Here is a 17,901-nt window from a genome sequence, read left to right as displayed (position 1 = left end):
CCGTGGGCACCCTGCCCTGTGGGTTGATGCAGATCAATCGCCGTGCAGGATGCGCTCGCCCTCGGCGTCGACGTCGTCGAACTGGCCACGCTCGATGGCCCACCACAGACCGCCGAGGATCGCGAGGACCAGCGCCACGGACAGCGGAACGAGAAGGAAGAGGATGTCCATCAGTGCGCCTCCCCCGTACCGGATGCGAGCCGCGTCGCATTGAGGACCACCACGAGTGAACTCGCGGCCATGCCGAGGCCGGCAAGCCATGCCGGCAGCCAGCCGGCGATCGCGAGCGGCACGCACAGCGCGTTGTAGCCCGCCGCCCACAGGAGGTTCTGGCGCACCACGCGCAGCGTCCTGCGCGCCTGCGCGATGGCCTGCGGGATGGTTGCGAGCCTGTCGCCCAGCACGACGAAGTCGGCATGTGCGCGCGACAGCGGCACGCTGCGGCCGAAGGCGAACGAGGCGTTCGCGCGCGCCAGCGAAGGGCCGTCGTTGAGGCCGTCGCCCACCATCGCGATCTGGCGCCCCTCGGCCTGCAGCCGCCACAGCACGTCGAGCTTGTCCTCGGGCGTGCAGCCGCCCTGCGAGAAGTCGATGCCGCAACGCGCACCGATCTCCCGCGCGGCCGACTCCCTGTCGCCCGACAGCAGGCGCACCGTGAGGCCCTGCTCGCGCAGCGACGCCACGGCAGCCGCGGCATCGGCGCGCAATTCCTCGACTAGCACGAAGCTGGCGAGCCACCCCTGCTCGTCCGCGAGATGGACCTGCGCGGCATCGACATCCAGCGGCGCCACGCCGCAAAAAGCCGGCGAGCCGAGGCGCACTCGGCGGCTCGTTTCGACAGCCGCGCGCACGCGCAGCATCCGGCCTTCGATGCCCTGGCCCGCCGTCTCGGCGACCTTGTCCGCTGTCCAGCCGGGCGCAGAACGGAATTGCGCGTTCCACGCGTTCACCAGCGCCTGCGCGACAGGATGCAGCGACTGCGCGCCGAGCGCGGCAGCCATCTCCAGCGCATCGCCGGGCCGCATGCCCTGACGGCAGTAGATGCGCTCCAGCCGCGGCATGTCGCCGGTCAGGGTTCCCGTCTTGTCGAACACGACGGTGTCGACCGACGCGAGCGCCTCCAGCGCCTGCAGGTTGGAAGTCATCACTCCGCCGCGCGCCAGCGCACCGGCACTGGCGAGCATGGCGGCCGGCGTCGCGAGCGAGAGCGCGCATGGGCAGGTCACGATGAGCACCGCCACGGCGACCATCAGCGCCTTGCCCGGATCCGTCGGCCACCAGAACGCCGCCGCCATTGCCGCCGATGCGAGCACCGCGACGAGGAAGGGACGCGCCACCCGGTCGGCAAGCAGCGCGAGCCGAGGCTTGCGCGAGGCGGCGCTCTCCATCAGGCGGACGATCTGCGCAAAGCGCGTGCCCTCGCCCACCGACTCGATCCGCATCCGGACCGGCGCCGAGAGGTTGTGGCTGCCGGCCAGCACGCGGTCGCCGCGAGGACGCGGCACGGGCCGGGACTCGCCGGTCAGCAGCGCCTCGTCGGCGCTGGTGTCGCCCTCGATCACTACGCCGTCCGCGGGAAAGGCTTCTCCGGGGCGCACGCGCACCACGTCGCCCGCCACCAGCCGTCGCACGGCCACCCGGCTCCAGCTGCCGTCGGGAGCGAGGCGGTCGATGCTGTCGGGCAGTCGGTTCATCAAGGCGTCGAGGGAGCCGGCGGTGCGCTCGCGCAGGCGCGCCTCGAGCCAGCAGCCCGTGAGCAGGAAGAAGACGAACATCGTCAGCGAGTCGAAGTAGACCTCGTGGCCGAGCGGTCCCGTGGCATCGAAGGTGGCGGCAGTGCTGACCGCGAAAGCCGCGAGCACGCCGAAGGCCACCGGAAGATCCATGCCGACCCGGCCCATGCGCAGGTCGCGCCAGGCGCTGCGGAAGAAGGGGCCGCAGGAGAAGAGCACGACGGGCAGGGTCAGCACCCACGAAGCCCAGCGCAGCAGCTGCGCCGAATCGGCGTTCATGTCGCCGGGCCGTGCGACGTAGGCCGGATAGGCGTACATCATCACCTGCATCATGCAGAAGCCCGAGACCAGCCAGCGCCACAGCGCCAGCCGCGATTCGCGCCGGCGCAGCTCCCTGGCGGAACGGTCGCCGCCCGGCAGCAGCGGATGGCCGGCCTTCGCGCAGGCCTCGAACCACCGCGAAGGACGGGTCTGCGCAGGCGACCAGACAACGCGGGCGCGCCGACTCGCCGCGTTGACTTGCGCATCGATCACACCCGGCACCTGGCGCAGCGCGGCCTCGATGGTGAACGCGCAGGCCGCGCAGTGCATGCCCTCGACCACGACCTGCGACTCCCAGCGGCCGCCGTCGGCGGCATCCAGCTCGCGGCCGAACGCGGGCCATTCGGCCGGGTCATCCAGCACCTGCCAGGCCGGGTCGCCGGCTGGGGCAGGAAGTACGGGGATCGCGGCGCGGTCGGGGGCGAGCGTGGCATTCATCGGCCGAGCCTAAGAGGCGCACCACGCGAGGCGCTTGATCTGAATCAAGCCGCATGGCGCGGTGCCTGCCTAAGCTCGGCCGCACACAACGTGGAGCCCCTCATGTTCAAACGCATCCTCGTCGCCACCGACGGCACGGCCCTTTCCAAGAAGGCCGTCGACAGCGCCATCGCGCTGGCGGTGCAGAACGACTCGGACCTGGTCGCATTGACCGTCGTTCCCCGTTACCCCAAGAGCTATTTCGAAGGTTCGATGAGCTTCTCCGCCGAGGACATCGGCCGCATCGAGAAGCAGTGGGCGGACAAGGCGCAGGCGATGCTCGACAAGATTCGGGACCGCGCGCGGGAACGCGGCGTGCGGATCAGGACGGCTCAGGCCAGCTCCGACCTGGTCGCCGAATCGATCGTCGCCGCGGCGAAGAAGCACAGGAGCGACCTGATCGTGATGGCCTCCCATGGACGCAAGGGTCTAAAGCGCCTCCTGCTGGGAAGCGAGACGCAGCAGGTTCTCGTTCGATCATCGCTGCCGGTTCTGGTATTGCGGTAGGGCTGGCTGAAGGGAGCAGGCCTGCGCAGCGCCGGCGGCTTTCCTCTGGCCCCAATTTTACCCGGGCAAATTAAAGCCAAGATTGGACGGCCCAATGGCTGCGGAACGACACTCAACATTCGCAGCGTTCATGACATAACTCACTGTTTTTCAAAAACATGCATCTTGAGTGCGTCAGATCACTTTCGAGTCGCGCGCCATTAAACATTCGGCCTCATCAATTCCACGTCACATGGCATTCGTCCATGTTGTACGAGTCTTGATGGCAGTGCTTTGGTCAAACCTTTGATCTGGCGAGAGTAGATCGCACGCGTCTCTCTCGCGAGGATGCAGTCACTTGAGAAGTGACCAAAATGGTGTGATGCTTCCAGAGCATTGCTGGAACTGCTGCTTTGGAGCAGCCGCGATCTTCGGCTCTGCGCCCAGAGGACAGAATGCTGGCACACGCCGTCGTTCATGGCTGGCCGCTTGTAGGCAGCTTAGTATCATCACCGCAATCCTTGCGGATCATATTTAGGCCAAAACGGGGAAACAAAAAGGTGATGAAATATGGCACCTCTGATGCAGGTTTCATCCCTCGGCACACAACGCAAGTCATAAGCGCACGCCGTCAGGTGGGAGCCCGATATAGCTGCGGAGCGCGCTCAACGCATCTATCAGACATCGAACATCGTTGACCGTTGCCATCTGCTCTGCGAACTCTCTGAGCATTTTCTTCCCAGCTATTGTCCAGTAGCGATGAGTTCCTGTTGCAGCCGTCACTGCCGGACGGCTGACCGCCTCTGGCCTAGCCACGATGAATCGTTCGCATAGATCGTCTGAGAGCATGTCCTCGATAGTGCACTCGATCCTACCGAACGCGGCATTCGCTGATTCGGTCTGCGCCCCAAGCGCTTTTGCCGACTCCAGGCGTCTTGGCATCACGCGACGTAGGCGAAACATTGACTCGTACTCACGTAACTGGCGATGGCCACCCGCGATAATCCCCACCGCCGACCGCCCCATCGTATCGTCGTCGAGAAGCGCGATCACCTGGAATTTTCGACGCCCATCAGCGGATAGGTCATGGGATGCCAAATTGAAGAGTGTCGGAAACCGCTCGGAGATACCGAATGTGCCCCCTTCCTCCTCTAGTCCGGCCGCAAAGATCGACAAATCAGTTCCCAGTAGCGAGGCGCCGGAGTCAGCTAGATGAAGCCGGGCCGCCAACGTGAAGTACGCGACGTCCGATGTACCTTCGACCATGACGTTACCAACGGACAGCGACCATCCGCACATGGTCGCGTACCATTCGCAACCGGCCTTGGGAGCGGCAGGATTTGACACGGTTCGCCCTCCCTATCGATGGGACTGATCGACAGGCTTGAGAAAAGGCCCCATCGCTGCGAATGTCACCTGACACTTGAACTGCTCGTTAGGCGCCATGCGCGATTTACCGAATTCCTGCGGATTAAAAGGTGCCCAGGCGCCGCCTAGTTCTTTCACTTTTGCCATGCCCCGTCCTTCGGACGAGCTGTCTACAACCTGTGCGGTACATATAGCGCGCATAGTTCGGTCGGGGGTCGGCAACCAGCGTAGGCGCCCGGGGACAAAGACCACTGTTTGCGACTCTTTAACTCTCGGTCGCAGCCATTTGAACTCTTCCACTGCCGATTTGTGTTGCCCCCCAATGAACAACAACACTGCGCGCTCTAGAACCTGTTGCAACGACAGCTGATAGCCCTTGGTTGACTCGAGTTCATCAAGCAGTCTGAGTTGGCCTTGAAAATCAGCGGGCTCTGCAATGACGACGAGGTCGTACAACAGTCGGACAAGGAGCCAGTTGCGCTCCGGTGCTGCCATCAGAATTCGAAGGGCACTTCCTGCGGCAGTCGGGGTCACGGATTCAAGCGCGAGCGTCGTCTCCTCGCCTTCTGGCAATGGAAGCTCCAACCAAGCCTTGGCAATGAACCCATATGGGCTGCCAGATGCGCAAAGACGGTTGATGACCGCTACTGCCTTGTCATCTTGAAGTACCCGCAGGGCCTGTGCCGCAAGTTGGCCAAGCTTCATCTTTCGAGACGCCGCCGTATCGAGTTGAGACGCCTGAAACACGAAGGAAAGCGCTTTCGCGGCCGACTCAATGCGCTCGGATGACTCCGAAGAGGCCAGCCCCTGCCGAAGCTGATTCTTTGCCGCTGTTTCAAGAACGAACGAGTTGTTGGGGTTTTCTTTGAATGCTCGATTTGTTGTCTCGTCCGACTTGGCTAGAAAGATCGTTAAGTCTGCTGCACTGCCGCCAAATCGTTCCAAGTCCGCTAGGTCTTGGTAGATTAGGGCGAGAGTGTTCAGGAGGTTCAGTGTGGATTCGTCTTCTTGACTCGGCTCAATCTGGTCAAGCGCGAACTCAACCTCTTTTACGGCTTTGAGCAGCATCGACCGCTTTTCGCCTCTTTCTAGGTGAAATAGGTCATCCTGAGTAACCCGACGGCGTGAGATGGCTAGGTGATGATTGAACGTTCGGCTTGTCAGACGAACAATCTGCGGCACGGACTCCAATATCTCGAGAACTTTTCGCCAGTGCTTGAAGAACTCAGCGTTGCCGTACTTTTCGTCCAGCTTTAGGACCGAAGTTGCAAGACTCACAGCAAACGACTTTGCGAAAGGTTCACCCAATGCTGCGCGCTTCGATAGCTCCGCAATCAACGAAAGCCGCAAAGCTACGGTGTCCTCAAATAGTGGGATTCCGAGCTCTCCACAGAGCAGTCGATCGTTCCAAACTCCATTGATAAGGTACCGAGCAAGCATGTCGTGTGCGATTGCCCAAACGCGCCCATAGGGGAAGGCTTCTCCGTACACGAGGCCGAGGCCCGGAGACTTGGCGCGGCTAGAGTCAAGGGCTAAGACCCACGGTACTCTCGGGGACGAGAGCAGCGCTAAAAGCCTCTCCGGCGTCGCTCTACGCTCAATGGACAACGCGCCAATCTCCAAGAGCCCACGCTGAACCTCCGGCTGTCCGTTCAAGTTTTTGAACTGCTGAACCACCCATCCTTGAATAGACTCGCCAAGGGGCAAGAATCCGGACAGCCAGAATTCCAATGCAATCCAAAAGCTCGCGATGCCGACATCGAGATCTGGTTGGTGCGATCTCCAGAACCCCTGCCACTCTTGCCGACTCTTAGCTTTTCCATGAGGCCGAAGGTACACATTAAGATGGGTGCCTAGGTCCTCGACATCGGTCGAGTCCAGTTCGTGCTGGACGAAGATGAGTTCTTGGTGCGGAACGGAATCCGGTAGTTCGATCGGCGAGGTGGCCAGTGCGACCTTGAGGACTGCCACCTTGCGACCGCTCCGAGTCAACTCCACACACAGACGCTGAAGTTCCTCCCCTGTACCACAGTGCTGCACGTCCAAGACGATCAGCCAGACGGGCTCACCCGCGTCAACCAACCCCACATCGGTAGCTTGTCTCGACGCTTCTTGCACCGCACGAAACAGGAATCCGGTCAATTCCAGCGCTGAAGGCATCTCCGCCTCTTGCTTCACAAGCAGGACAGGAAAGCCTTCCCGAGCTGCCGCGAGTGCGAGTGCCCGTGCTTGCGTGGTCCCTCCCGCTCCCGCCTCCGACAGTACAGACAGTACCTGCACGCTGCCAGGCGGGTCCGCCAACTGGCTACGTAAGGCCTTGAGCAGATCCCTCTCCGGTGCCTTGTCAGGCATCCACGGGAGACCGGCTGCAAACGGCCTCCAGGAGTGCTTGCCTCGGGTGAAGAAGCCTCTAAACTCCGCTTCTCGAAGATCTTCAGGGCTGACCGGCAACGCGTCTTGCAAGCGCACGAACTCGCACAGATCTGCAATTGGCTGCTCGACAAGTTCCGCCCTTGCGAGATCGACGTTGACAATGGAACCGCCAGGCAACTGCACGGCGGCTAGGATGCTGGACGGGGTCGCTAGCGTCTTTAGTCGCGCTGCCAGCGCTTCAGCAAACTGGCTTGGCGGCGCCGCAACCCAGTGAACGACGTTCAATCCGCCGATGCCTTGTAGTTGCGAATCCAATCGTTGCTCAAAGGACTCATCGTCGGTAACTACGGTTAGCAGTGACCTGAAGTCGACGTCCCAGAGGGCGACAAGTTCGTCAACGGCGGCGTCGGGCCGCTCCCCGACGACTACAACACGCCTTGGCTCCAACTCTCGGAGCTTGGCAGTCATGTTTAGCCTGCGCCGATCTGCACTTCGCCTGGGAATGTTGGCCGCCTCTGTGCCCTCGCGATCAGCGCGGCCGTTGAGGAAGAAAACTGGCTTCGCGCGCCGCTGCAGTTGAAGTGCCATTGGATCGGCGGCAATCAAATGGGTGAACGCTCCGGCCGAGTCAACGGAATCAATGGCGCTACTTCTCGCACCGAGCATCGCACCAAGCTCAGCTGCCGTGCTTTCTATAAACACGCCTCGCCATGGCGCAAAAGTCAGTTCAACGAGTTGCTCAAGCTCGGCGGCGCTCGGAAAAGTATCAGCAGTTAGCCAGAGGACGCAGTCCCTGGCAAGGATGTCGCTTATCAACTCATCAGATACACCACTGTCGCGAATCATGTGCATGAAACCAGCCTCGCAGAATTGACTACATTGGAGCAAAACAAGCAGCGCGAAATGCAATCACATTCCGACGTAGCCGAAGCGCCCACACCCGATCTACAATCAAATGTAACAAACCCTCCGATCTGCTGCCACGGTGACCAACTGGCAGCACGCGCCACCGCGATGCAGCACAAGACCCAGCGCCCGGTTCAGTTCGAAATCACGGCAGTCGGCCCGAGATGCGTTGCAGGCTAGGATCAAGCAAGCTGATTTGAAGTCAGATGATTTCCTCTTTCCCGTCGAATGTAGCTGGACGGGTAATCAATACAAGCCCCCCGGAGTCGACATTCCCTGAATCAGCACCATGCCACAGCGGCAGCACCTTCTACCAATTCAGAAGAGCTCTCGCTGAGCGAACGAAGCGTGCTTGGATCTCCAGCTTGACCTAGAAGCACTGGTCATTAACCAGACAAGCATCGAGCGAGCAAAGCTCAGATCCTCCGCTGACGCGAGGGGCGATCCATCAACATCGGTTAGTAGATCGACGAGAACCGTCGGCCGGCGGGTTCGGAGCACGGTGGAGTCTAAGTGGGCGGCTTTGACGCTGAACGCCGAGGCGATCGCAACCGTCTGACGCGCTTTGCTGAGCGAGCTGCGCTCTCGCTTGATTCCCGCCGCTGAGTCGTACATTGCTGCCGTCGCCAGCGCATAGACGATACGCATGACCCCATCAAGGCTCAAGTTATTTAGGAGCGCGGAAAGCGCCTGTACCGCCTCGTCGTCGGCGATGCATGCCGAGTGGAGACTGCATTCCGGCTCGAAGTCATCCATCCTCTGGTCAATCATCCGCGCAAGAAATAACTCACTCGACGTAGGCCGCGCAGGCGCATCTTCCATCTCGAAAGCGAAGCCACAGGAGCAGACATCAAGTCCCGGGCGATTCCAAGAGAGAGCGCGCAAACACGAAGGGCACCGATCCAATAGGACACGGCGATGCCGCACGCATGCAACCGTCAATCCTATATCCCAGGCGATTCGACAATGGCCTAGTTCACGCAAGCAGTTCGGGCACACCCGAGGGAAGGATCGGGTCAGGAAGTATTGCCGACCGAGCAACTGCCCCGCATAGCGAAACCCCTGCTCACGATGCCCTCTTGTCAGTCCCTCGAGCGCGAATTCGACCAGTTGCACACTTGCACCGAACCATCGGGCCAAGAAAGGCGCGTCACCAGTATCGAGCACGGCCGAATGCGTTTTGCTCAGCGCCTGTTTGACCCATGGCAATCCGATCAGTCCATTGGCGAGTGCCATGCGCATTGCATAGCCTTGGCCGGACTCGCCGATGCGGATTTCATCCTGGAACGGAAAAGAAAACTCGGCCGACTCGATCCATGTTTCCTGAGAGCTCATTCGATACGCTCCTGTTCAGCGCTTTTTCTCTTCTCCGCCCGAATCACATGCAGTGCACGCGCAACTGCCAATCTCGCTTCACCGTCAAGGCGCCAGCTCCAACGAATCACGGGCGAACTCGAGCCTCCAGCCTGGGCTTCGGCACCGTGGAAGCTCTGCGCATTCAACGTCCACCTGTTGGCTCGATCCCGAGCGTTGCGCAGCCGCGCGGCGTTCGTCGCAGCTCTCGCATAGGCGGCGGCGATGCCAAAGGGCGTTCCAGTCAACCATCGACTCACCACTACATCCGAGCCAAATCCAAGATAGGCCGGTGCACGGTGCCGAATCGCGCCTTGCAAGCCAGCGGCGTCGACAAAGTGCATAACCTCGCGGGAGATGCTGTCGGCATCAGGTTCGGCCCATGGATATCGAAAAAGCTTCAGGGAGTCCCAGATGAGCCTTTCCACCCGCCCACCTCGCACACGCGGTTGCTCCCGTTCGTCATGCAGCGGCATCCCGCAGCGGTCGCAATGAGCCAGATCCAAGGCCAGTCCATGCGTTCCCAAAGCGACCAGCCGGCAAGAATCCGTCCAAAGGGGCGTTAAACACCAATGACAGACCTGCAACAGCGCGACCCGATGAACGTGGCACATCTCGACGACACGTAGGCGCCAGTGCCAACGCAGATAGGGAACCGGATCCGATGCAAGGCATCGGGCGCACCAGCGATAGCGTGGCCGGCCACCACTGTGCAGCAAGAATTTCGACGGCTCGACACGGGTAGCCAGCACGGAAAGCACTCGCAACGAATATTCGTACTCTGGGTGGAAGATGCCCGCGATCGCCAACATTCGGAGCCAGCCTGCGAGCGGAATCGGCAGATCCCAATCGCGGCGCGGCGCACGAATACCGAGGATCTGCATCAACTTGTGCATGCTGTACTGATGGTCGCCTCCCATGCGTTGTATCCATGAACCGCAGCTTTCATCGGACAAAGGCGGCATCGTCGCAAGCAGCAACGCCTCAGGCGTGGGCGCCCGCGATGCCGACTTGGTGGATTTCGTCATGTAGCCTCCCGCCGCCCGGATCTGAAGGGATTCATCTGCTCGGCGACCTGTCCTTTGGCGTCGATGAACGCACTGCTGAGCGAGGCCATATCGACCACACGATTGGGTTGCGTGGAGGCGTACATACAGGCGTACGTCAAGATTCTCTTGAGCATTCGCATGTTCCCGACACTGGCCTGGTGCAGCGGTCGACACGCTGCACCGTTGGCAATGCTGAGATCAACGCTGTTCACGGCGCTGGAAAACCCCGCGACCACCTGACGCCAAGACTCATCGAATTTAAAAGGCTGAATGACAAAGCTCGCCGAGGCGCGGCCAGTGAACTGCGGATTGATCACGGCGAGCCGCTCCAGCGCATGTGTGCCTAAACAGATAACCGGAAAGTTGTGCCGGTCCATGCGCACCTTCAGCCAGTCGGTAACCGATCGCGCCGTGATGTCCTTGTTGCCCTCACAGACGTGTTGCATCTCGTCGATAAGAAGTGCCAAAGGTCGCGTGCGCTCGAGCGCCGCTTGCGTCATGTGGTTCATCGATTCCAGTTGACGGCGGGCGGGCAGCGCCGGGTATCCCAAGGCCCGCGTCATCGCAGCGGCTATACCGTTGGCATCCACCGTACTATCCAACGCCATGTGCAAGCAGGCGTTGGCCCCATTCGGCAAAGCTTGGGGCGCCAATTCACGCCGAATCAATTCGATCAGCAGAGATTTGCCCATTCCAGAATCGGCCTGCACCAAGATTCCGTGCGGCAGCTTGAGCGAACGCATGATGTGCACCATCTCCATGGAGGCCTCCCGGATGCGGCGAAACACCGCGTGGTCGACTACTACATTGAGCACCTGCTCTCCTACCCGGAGCACTTCAGGTGTTAGTGGTCCTGTGTATTCACTAGTGGACATGGTCACTCGTCTTCCAGTGTGAAGGTATCGAACGGCACGATTTGAGGCAGAACCTGTCGCATGGTTGGACTGAGTTCTAGCGGCGCGACGTACGTCGATGGGGTGATCACCGGGGCATCCGATCCGAGGGGCACGGAGGTCAACCCCTGCATGCGGATCAGCGCCGTGTCCTTTCGCAGACGCAGCCCCCGGCGGATGGCCAGCTCCCAGCGGTCTCGCAGACGCACCATCGCGCGCTCAAGTTCCTCATGGGCATTGGCGCGCGTGAGCTTCTTTCCTGCCTCTTGGCGTGCGATCTGCAACTGCACCAACGACAAACACTGGCCCGCCAACGGCTGCGGCCGCTGAAGGGGCACACTGAGCCACGACTTGCTCTTGGGCAGGAACACGTGCAGCTGCCGCAGGTCGTCAGGATTGAATCGCACCTCTGTCCTGAAGACCGCGCCGTGGCTGCGGCGATAGTCCTGCAGCTCAACCGAGTTGAACCGCAAGTAGTGGAAAAATACGCCGTCACCGTCGACTCGCCGATGAGCCCCTAACCCACACAGGAGGTCTAGTCCATCGAGTTGCGTGGGGAGCATGGTCGGAGGGCAGCTCTCAAGGCCCTCCTCCCAAAGATCCAAGGGCCGACAGAGCGTCTTGGAATGAATGTTCAAGGGGTGCTTCTGCGAAGCCCATTCGAGAAGACATGTGCACAGGTCGTCAAAGACGATCGCAGCACCCTTTTCAGGATCGGGTAGTCGTGCGTTGGCGATGGGCGCATACACCTTGCCGTTTGTCGGAAGCGCGCGGTTGAATTCCATGATCGCGCGCTCAATCCCGGGCTTCAACCAGGGCTGATGCACCGGATTGAAGATCACGTCGCTGCGCAACTCCATGGCCATACGCATGAACGCGCTCGAGTGAAATTCCAGACCGTTATCGATCACATACAACTCGGCCGTGCCCTGGGCGCTCCACCGAAGGGCGGCGTCGGGTAATACCTCGAGCCACTCGTCTTTGGGTAGGATCGAAACCTTGACTGCACGCGCAACGGTGGCAGCGGATGGCCCGTAGAAGCTGATGTAGAAACCCAGCAGATAGCCTGACTTGCGATCGATCAGTACGGTGATCCAGGGGCGACCGAGCGGGACGCCACTGCGGGGATCCAGCACCCAAATGTCCAGCGGCGTGTGGTCGATCTCCACCCGTTCCATGATGCGGGTGCTCTGGTCACCTTTGAGGCTGTAGCGCCATTTGTTGCGCGCATACGCGGGCCCTAGACGTCTCGTGTCTCGAATGAACGGCGGAATACTGTTGGCCCGACGATTGATCGTCCGCTCCGAAGGCGGTGACAGCTCGGTGCCGTGCTGCGCGTTGTGGCGAGCGATCTCGCGGCAAATCAACCGGTACGCCTCCTTGACCGAGACACCACGCAAACGAAGGTAGTGTTTGGCAAGCTGCCCGTCGACGATCACATCGATCAGAGGCTCCAATCGTTTGGGCCGCCTGGACATTGCTCGACGGTCAAGCAACGCATAGGCGTTGCGGTCCGACTGAAGATACTTCCGGATCCACAATTCGATCGTCGCACCGGAGGGACACGAGAAAGCCGAATAATCGACGCCGGCACCATCGGCCGCTTTCAGCTGCGCCCAAATTTCCCGCCCTATTGCGTCGCAGTGATCGCGCGATCGCGTTCGTGCAGGCGAGCACAGTACCGCCTTGACGAACCGCATGCGAAAGTCAACGAGCTGTTCCTGTCTGGGCGTCCAGTGCGCTGGCAAGGCCACCGAGCCGCGCACCCCGCTGGCGTCCGAGGGAGGCACCGTCACCGGCACATATTTGCCCGAAACGATCTCACCGTAGAGCTTGGAGAGCCGATATGTCTTGACCTCGAAGTTGTCCAGATACTTGAACTGGACCCGGCCATCACCTATGTCGCGCTCGAACTCGAGCTGCCGCTCACCGACCCGCAGCACCAAACCACGACAGAAAGTAATCATGGCAGTCTCCTTGTACGGCTTGGGTGGTGACGACCTGGTCGACCTCAACATCGAAATCGGCGGGCACTCGGCATTGGTGCCGGGCCACCAAGTTCCAGACCAGCGGTTCAGACAAGCCCTGTTCGATCAGCTTCGTGATCGATGCGCTGCCGCCGCAGACACCACGCAAAGCCGTCAGGCAGCTCAACGCCTCTTCGTCTGAAAACCTCAGACGGCCGTAGCGCATCAGGAGCATGGCCCTTGCACTAAGCCCGTTGCCGTCAATGAGCTCATCGGTAGCGAGGAAAAAGCGCATGCCATCATCACGCAGGCGACGTTCGATCAAGCGCAGGCGGTTTGCGTGCTTGAGGGCAAAAACCTCTGGTTTAACTTCGACGATGAGAGATGTGTCATCGCGAAAGATGATCTTGAAATCGGGCGTGTAGCGACTTCGACTTCCCTTCTCGCCTGCATCATCTGCCTCGACATCGAACGTGAAGGGCTGATGGACGATGTCTCGAACCACCGGGCAGCTGAGGGCCACCATCACGAATCGGCGTTCAAGATGCGACTCATGCTCGACGGGGTGGTTCAGCAACCACCCGGCGTTGACCACGCCGACCTCTCGGTGCGGCGCGCGCGTGACGACTTTTCGACTCATGCGAGTTACTCCTGGTGCGAATGGAAAAACACATCCGCGGCCCGTGAAAATCGGGCAGGCGCGGCTTGACGCAGCCGCATTTACAGGAGTAGAGTAAACGCCAAGGGTCCGAAACCTAGGCGGTCTTTACTACCGTCGGCAAGCGCCAGTCATCTGAAAGGGTGGTTGGCGTTTTGTTCGTTCTGGGGCTTCGTTTCTCCTTTTTCTGGATTGCTTAGCCGTTCGATCTGTCGATCGTTCGGTGATATGCGCAGTCGGCTGCTGCCCTTGGCTCTGTTTGCTATGGTCGCCGCCGGCTGCCGCACCGCCGAACGTTGCAAGGGGATCTATACACCGCGCTCCTCCACCAAAACGGTGGAAGGGAAAGACGCTGGCTCTGCATCCCGAGAAGTGCCGCTGGCCAGATGCCATGGTCCTTTCGCACTTTGGTACTGCTGCGCAAGCCACCGCGCCACGTCCCGCGTGAGTGCGAATCGCCCCCGACGATGCTCGATTTGAAACAGTGGAACAGGGATTGTTTGGCGAGAGACCGCCTGGTGATAGGCGCGCATCGTCGGATAACCGAGCGCGGCGGCCAGTGCGGCCGAAGGAAGCATCAGGCCATGACGCTGGGTCAGACGCTCTTCAAACGCCTTCACCAAATCCTCGTCGATTTGCATTTCAGCCATCGTCGCGCTCTGTAGTTCTACGTGAAGCATGCTATGGCAAGCCAAACTGCTGGGCAATGTGGTCACTTGAGAGATCATTCGATAGGAATGCAGAAGCCACCCTGTCCGGTATCTGATTGATTTAGAACAAGTTTTTCGGCACGATAGGCGGCCCAGAAAAATTTCGCATTCGATTTCGCATCCGTAGCCACCATGCTCAGTTGCCCTCCAGAGCAAGCCCTTTGCCGTTCTCGGAGCGCATAGGTAATGGCGGTGAACGAGAGTGGAAAACAGCGCTTGCAAGAAGCGGCCGCTCTATGCGGGCAATACTGGATGTCTGGTCTTCGCGCACGATTTCGACCTGCCAGCCTGGATGCACTTGCTCGCCAGCTGGAACCGAACTTGAGGTGGCATGGAAAATTTGCGACCGAGCCATACCGCTCAAACAAATATCGCGCGTATGACAAGGGCGAGCGCTCCCCAAGGTCATCGCTGGTCAAGAAGATCGATGCCATACGCCACCCCGATAGCAGCGGGGAGGGCTCAAAGGCCGAGTTCGAACATGTGCTTTGGGAGATTCTTCGAGGCCAGGATGCCACTCCCCAGACTTGCCGACGTTGGCTACAGAGCCTGAGCGTTGAAATTCAGGCCGTGGCCCAGAGGGCGCCGGTACATCTTGCCGGCCAAAAATCGAGCCACTGGATTCCAGCGCTGCGCTCACTCGAATTCGGGCTTCTGTACCATCGGCCAGGCCTCGATGCCCTCGCACTATTGACCTTCGTTGTACAGGAAGCCCACCGCTTCGGCTACGACAACTTGGCGCATCAGGCCGGGCACGGAATTGTTCAGATGCTATGGCAGCTCAGTCTTCATCTGGACGACCGAGGACTGCTACTTCCTTTCATGAGTATCTTCGAGAAATGGGTTCTTCCGGCGACTCAACTGGGCGGTATTCGATTCAGCTTGGGCGGCAACATCGTGCTAAGAGCTGAACTTCTTCGCTTCGTACTCAAAGCTCGCATGGCATCGAGAAGGGGAGCCGGAGAAAAAGCTGCGGAGAGTATTGAATTGCGCCGCATCCTGAACTGGCCACTCGGGGCGAATCTATTTAACGTCTACGCCGCTCAGAGCATTCCGGTGCCGGGATATGTTTTGACAGAGCAGGAGCAAAGGCAGTGTGACCGGTCGCAAAGCGAACTTGAGGAACTGATGCTCTCTCAGGAAGCTGTTGCGATGCTCACTGCAAGCCGGAGTCAACGAACTGGCTCCGTTACCGGCTTCGAGTAGCCTTCGCTTGTCCCATCTGACGGTTGGCGGTCTTTGATGCACTCGCTGCCTCAAAACCGGAGCAAGAGTCCATGCCCCAACCGTGACTGCCCCTTAAGCATCCCTTGTCAGCAACCATCCTTGCCCCCACTGAACGCTGCACAATGGCAAGAGGTGCATTCTCATTGCAGGAGGTCGTGATGAACCAGATCGACAATGAACCCACCCCCGATGAACTCGACCTGAGCCCACCCGAAGGCTATGAGAGTTGGCTGGTTTACGCTGTGACTACTTTTGATGCGCGCCCAGCCATCATGCACACGATCTTCTATGACACAAGCTCAGCATCGCGGGACACGGTCGAGGCCACAGTCTTAGCGGAGTTCAATGAACTTCGGGTTCGTGCGGGACTGTCGCCGATCACGCGACGATAGAAAGAAAGAGAGAAGAGTCGCCTGCGCTCCAAGCGCGCTTGGCGATCCGCCGGCACATGCCGTTGTCGTCGTGCTCGAACGACTGCGCACGCAGTCTGCATCGACAATGGGCCGATTTGCTGCCATGCCGCTGGGCGGCCAGCCTGGTGATCATCCATTCAATGTTCTCTCAGACGCGCCATTGTGAGTAGATCAAGAACGGTCACCGCCGGACTACTACCTTGCAGGGTATCACCACGAATCTTCGCTCAAAGAGGCAACTGTTGCGACTGCGTCCCTTGCAATCTTGTCTGCTTGCTGACGCAACATAGCAAGCGAATACGTGCCGATCGTGATCCCTCGGTACCCGAATTCGAAGCCCTTGATGTCACCGGTGACGTCGGCCGCAGATTCGAGGGCACTTCGTATGGAATCGAAGCCGCCATCCATCATGAGCTCCTCTCCGTCATAGGTCACTTGGAACTCATAGAAGCCAGGCTCGAGTTTAGAAACGTCGAGTCGTGGGATGAAACTGGAGCCGGGCCAAGATACGGCCGAAACTGCATTGGTGCCAGCCTCCCCTTGCACGGGCGTCAATACTTCAAAGGGGCCTCCTTCTCTGCCAGCCGCCGCAGACATGCGTAGCGCAGAGCTGCCGGCGCCGTTGGAGACATAAACCTGTCGCCCGTCGATTTGCAAGTCGTGCGGGTATGCCATGTCGTGAAATTGGCCTCGCAACCAAACGTGTGTTGGCGGAAAGAAGGTTTTGCTCAATACCAACGAAAACACCTCAGCCAGCGAGACCGGCAAAAGGGTCATGTCTCCCGAGTATCGGAAGAGGCGCAGATCAGAAAGGTGATCGAGCGCTTGATCGAGCAGCAACTCGCCCTGCAACCGCTGGGCCATTGACTCGCCACGGTCGTCCGTCTGATGAATCAGTGAAGCCCAGATTTGTTGCGCGGCGATCGACTTGACCTCTTCGCATTCGACAAAGTCGTCAGGCCATGCGACATCCTGCGCATGCTTTGTGTCCAGGGCAATCACCAAGCCCGACTCGAGCGCCCCGAGCGATGCAGGTACCATCGGATCGGAGTGTTTCTCCGCGGCCAGAAAGTCGGCGAGGATCGAGGGCAAGGGTTTTGAAGCGGCAGGCAGCGATCTTGTCTGCTCGACGCAATCCTTGACATGCTTCCAGTGGTGATAGCCGTGCTCCCTTGCTATCGTGTCGAGCGCGACGGCCAGCGAAGTCGGATGGGTTTTGCGCCGTTGCTTGGCGAGCCGGTGTAGCTTCTCCGCAGCAGTCGACGTAGTGAAGATGAGGTTCAAGACAAGCTCCAAACGTTGAAGCGGTATACCTTGGTGCCCATTGCCAAGCTCCGCTGAACGTGGAAGCTGATGCTCACGAGAAATCATTGTCGTCCCGGCGAACCAGGTGAGCCATGATGGGCAGCATGCGCCGACAAGCGCGACCGGAATTCTAGGTCATGGCGTTGAATTCTCGCAAGACACAACGCAGCTTACGAAGCTTAACGGCCACGAAGTCAAAGCCGGGGTGGGCGGCGTGTCGGCGAACACAGCGCCTTCGTTTCAGAGGCCAAGCGCGGAGGATAGCGGCCCAGTGATGGCGGCCGCGCAGCGGTTGCCGTCCTTTGCTTCCAGCTCCCGACGGAACAGCGAGCGTGGCAAAACTTTGCAATGCAAAAGCATGCCCAAAGGCAGTACATTTGTGTGACGCAATTGACGAGATACCGCCATGTCACGCCTGAAGGACGAGACCCTTTCCATCCGCACCTCCGCCGAGATTAAGCAGCTTCTTCGATTGGCGGCTGATCGCGAGCGCCGCTCGGTAGCATCAATGATCGAAATTCTGGTCCTGGAATACGCGCGCAGTCATGACTTGAGACCGGATCGCCCGAATGGAAGACCTGCCAAGGCGAGCGCTTGACATGGCTGTGCACAGCCATAGGAAGGCGCCCGCCACACCAACACATCCATGACGGCCGGGATAG

At 60.0% G+C, this 17,901-nt stretch carries 15 protein-coding genes and 1 pseudogene; 5 read left to right on the top strand and 11 right to left on the bottom strand.

What is annotated here, in order from left to right:
• Positions 1–33: 33 nt before the first annotated feature.
• Together ccoS and EJP69_RS10450 are read right to left on the bottom strand one after the other, a co-directional pair.
• Positions 34–171: a cbb3-type cytochrome oxidase assembly protein CcoS gene (ccoS, locus tag EJP69_RS10455; RefSeq protein WP_093196545.1), complete on the bottom strand. Its 138-nt coding sequence runs from the start codon at positions 169–171 to the stop codon at positions 34–36.
• Entirely contained in the window at positions 171–2,492 is a 2,322-nt protein-coding gene (locus tag EJP69_RS10450; RefSeq protein ID WP_126469916.1) for a heavy metal translocating P-type ATPase, read from the bottom strand. Before EJP69_RS10450 ends, ccoS begins: the two co-directional genes overlap by 1 nt.
• Positions 2,493–2,594: 102 nt before the next feature.
• Between EJP69_RS10450 and EJP69_RS10445 the strand changes: the two genes are divergently transcribed.
• On the top strand, positions 2,595–3,038 hold the full coding sequence (locus EJP69_RS10445) for a universal stress protein (protein ID WP_126469914.1): 444 nt from the start codon (positions 2,595–2,597) through the stop codon (positions 3,036–3,038).
• Between the two features lie 594 nt (positions 3,039–3,632).
• Here EJP69_RS10445 and EJP69_RS10440 read toward each other — a convergent pair.
• Both EJP69_RS10440 and EJP69_RS10435 read right to left on the bottom strand, forming a co-directional pair.
• Positions 3,633–4,364: a hypothetical protein gene (locus EJP69_RS10440; protein WP_126469911.1), complete on the bottom strand. Its 732-nt coding sequence runs from the start codon at positions 4,362–4,364 to the stop codon at positions 3,633–3,635.
• Positions 4,365–4,376: 12 nt separating this feature from the next.
• Positions 4,377–7,610, bottom strand: a complete 3,234-nt coding sequence (locus EJP69_RS10435) for a hypothetical protein (RefSeq protein WP_126469909.1) — start codon at positions 7,608–7,610, stop codon at positions 4,377–4,379.
• Between the two features lie 126 nt (positions 7,611–7,736).
• Here EJP69_RS10435 and EJP69_RS29815 point away from each other — a divergent pair.
• Positions 7,737–7,887 (top strand): annotated as a pseudogene (locus tag EJP69_RS29815) (integrase); the annotation flags it as partial.
• A 95-nt stretch (positions 7,888–7,982) separates the two neighbouring features.
• Here EJP69_RS29815 and EJP69_RS10425 read toward each other — a convergent pair.
• The 6 genes from EJP69_RS10425 to EJP69_RS10400 form a co-directional block, all read right to left on the bottom strand.
• Positions 7,983–8,999 (bottom strand): TniQ family protein, encoded by a 1,017-nt coding sequence (locus EJP69_RS10425; RefSeq protein ID WP_126469907.1) that lies wholly within the window; start codon positions 8,997–8,999, stop codon positions 7,983–7,985.
• The gene (locus EJP69_RS10420; RefSeq protein ID WP_126469905.1) at positions 8,996–10,045 is read right to left on the bottom strand and encodes a TniQ family protein; all 1,050 of its coding nucleotides are present in this window, start codon (positions 10,043–10,045) and stop codon (positions 8,996–8,998) included. The genes EJP69_RS10425 and EJP69_RS10420 overlap by 4 nt, the downstream gene beginning before the upstream one ends.
• Positions 10,042–10,941 carry an ATP-binding protein gene (locus EJP69_RS10415; RefSeq protein ID WP_240652157.1) on the bottom strand — a complete coding sequence of 300 codons (900 nt, stop codon included), beginning with the start codon at positions 10,939–10,941 and terminating at the stop codon, positions 10,042–10,044. Before EJP69_RS10415 ends, EJP69_RS10420 begins: the two co-directional genes overlap by 4 nt.
• 2 nt (positions 10,942–10,943) lie before the next feature.
• Positions 10,944–12,926: a DDE-type integrase/transposase/recombinase gene (locus tag EJP69_RS10410; RefSeq protein ID WP_170217086.1), complete on the bottom strand. Its 1,983-nt coding sequence runs from the start codon at positions 12,924–12,926 to the stop codon at positions 10,944–10,946.
• The gene (locus EJP69_RS10405; protein ID WP_126469899.1) at positions 12,886–13,566 is read right to left on the bottom strand and encodes a TnsA endonuclease N-terminal domain-containing protein; all 681 of its coding nucleotides are present in this window, start codon (positions 13,564–13,566) and stop codon (positions 12,886–12,888) included. The genes EJP69_RS10410 and EJP69_RS10405 overlap by 41 nt, the downstream gene beginning before the upstream one ends.
• Before the next feature lie 326 nt (positions 13,567–13,892).
• Positions 13,893–14,234: a hypothetical protein gene (locus EJP69_RS10400; RefSeq protein WP_206169311.1), complete on the bottom strand. Its 342-nt coding sequence runs from the start codon at positions 14,232–14,234 to the stop codon at positions 13,893–13,895.
• Positions 14,235–14,480: 246 nt separating this feature from the next.
• Between EJP69_RS10400 and EJP69_RS10395 the strand changes: the two genes are divergently transcribed.
• Positions 14,481–15,500, top strand: a complete 1,020-nt coding sequence (locus EJP69_RS10395) for a hypothetical protein (protein WP_126469897.1) — start codon at positions 14,481–14,483, stop codon at positions 15,498–15,500.
• Positions 15,501–15,679: 179 nt separating this feature from the next.
• On the top strand, positions 15,680–15,913 hold the full coding sequence (locus EJP69_RS10390) for a hypothetical protein (protein WP_126469895.1): 234 nt from the start codon (positions 15,680–15,682) through the stop codon (positions 15,911–15,913).
• A gap of 231 nt (positions 15,914–16,144) precedes the next feature.
• Here the strand turns inward: EJP69_RS10390 and EJP69_RS10385 are convergent, their stop codons facing one another.
• Positions 16,145–17,218 carry a hypothetical protein gene (locus EJP69_RS10385; protein WP_126469893.1) on the bottom strand — a complete coding sequence of 358 codons (1,074 nt, stop codon included), beginning with the start codon at positions 17,216–17,218 and terminating at the stop codon, positions 16,145–16,147.
• Positions 17,219–17,645: 427 nt separating this feature from the next.
• Here EJP69_RS10385 and EJP69_RS10380 point away from each other — a divergent pair, with 427 nt between their 5' ends.
• Positions 17,646–17,837, top strand: coding sequence for a hypothetical protein (locus EJP69_RS10380; protein ID WP_126469891.1), 192 nt, complete (start codon positions 17,646–17,648; stop codon positions 17,835–17,837).
• Positions 17,838–17,901 lie beyond the last annotated feature (64 nt).

This window comes from Variovorax gossypii, assembly GCF_003965815.1.
In the GTDB taxonomy this organism is placed as follows: domain Bacteria; phylum Pseudomonadota; class Gammaproteobacteria; order Burkholderiales; family Burkholderiaceae_C; genus Variovorax; species Variovorax gossypii.
Note: the sequence above shows the minus strand (reverse complement) of the source record. Positions and strands in the feature narration are given on the sequence as shown.

Bases quoted from the DNA above. Each gene is read 5' to 3' on its own strand.
- EJP69_RS10390 (WP_126469895.1), top strand. From the start codon at position 15,680: ATGAACCAGATCGACAATGAACCCACCCCCGATGAACTCGACCTGAGC.
- EJP69_RS10435 (WP_126469909.1), bottom strand. From the start codon at position 7,610: ATGCACATGATTCGCGACAGTGGTGTATCTGATGAGTTGATAAGCGAC.
- EJP69_RS10380 (WP_126469891.1), top strand. From the start codon at position 17,646: ATGTCACGCCTGAAGGACGAGACCCTTTCCATCCGCACCTCCGCCGAG.
- EJP69_RS10420 (WP_126469905.1), bottom strand. From the start codon at position 10,045: ATGACGAAATCCACCAAGTCGGCATCGCGGGCGCCCACGCCTGAGGCG.
- EJP69_RS10400 (WP_206169311.1), bottom strand. From the start codon at position 14,234: ATGGCTGAAATGCAAATCGACGAGGATTTGGTGAAGGCGTTTGAAGAG.
- EJP69_RS10445 (WP_126469914.1), top strand. From the start codon at position 2,595: ATGTTCAAACGCATCCTCGTCGCCACCGACGGCACGGCCCTTTCCAAG.
- EJP69_RS10410 (WP_170217086.1), bottom strand. From the start codon at position 12,926: ATGATTACTTTCTGTCGTGGTTTGGTGCTGCGGGTCGGTGAGCGGCAG.
- EJP69_RS10450 (WP_126469916.1), bottom strand. From the start codon at position 2,492: ATGAATGCCACGCTCGCCCCCGACCGCGCCGCGATCCCCGTACTTCCT.
- EJP69_RS10395 (WP_126469897.1), top strand. From the start codon at position 14,481: ATGGCGGTGAACGAGAGTGGAAAACAGCGCTTGCAAGAAGCGGCCGCT.
- EJP69_RS10425 (WP_126469907.1), bottom strand. From the start codon at position 8,999: ATGAGCTCTCAGGAAACATGGATCGAGTCGGCCGAGTTTTCTTTTCCG.
- ccoS (WP_093196545.1), bottom strand. From the start codon at position 171: ATGGACATCCTCTTCCTTCTCGTTCCGCTGTCCGTGGCGCTGGTCCTC.
- EJP69_RS10415 (WP_240652157.1), bottom strand. From the start codon at position 10,941: ATGTCCACTAGTGAATACACAGGACCACTAACACCTGAAGTGCTCCGG.
- EJP69_RS10405 (WP_126469899.1), bottom strand. From the start codon at position 13,566: ATGAGTCGAAAAGTCGTCACGCGCGCGCCGCACCGAGAGGTCGGCGTG.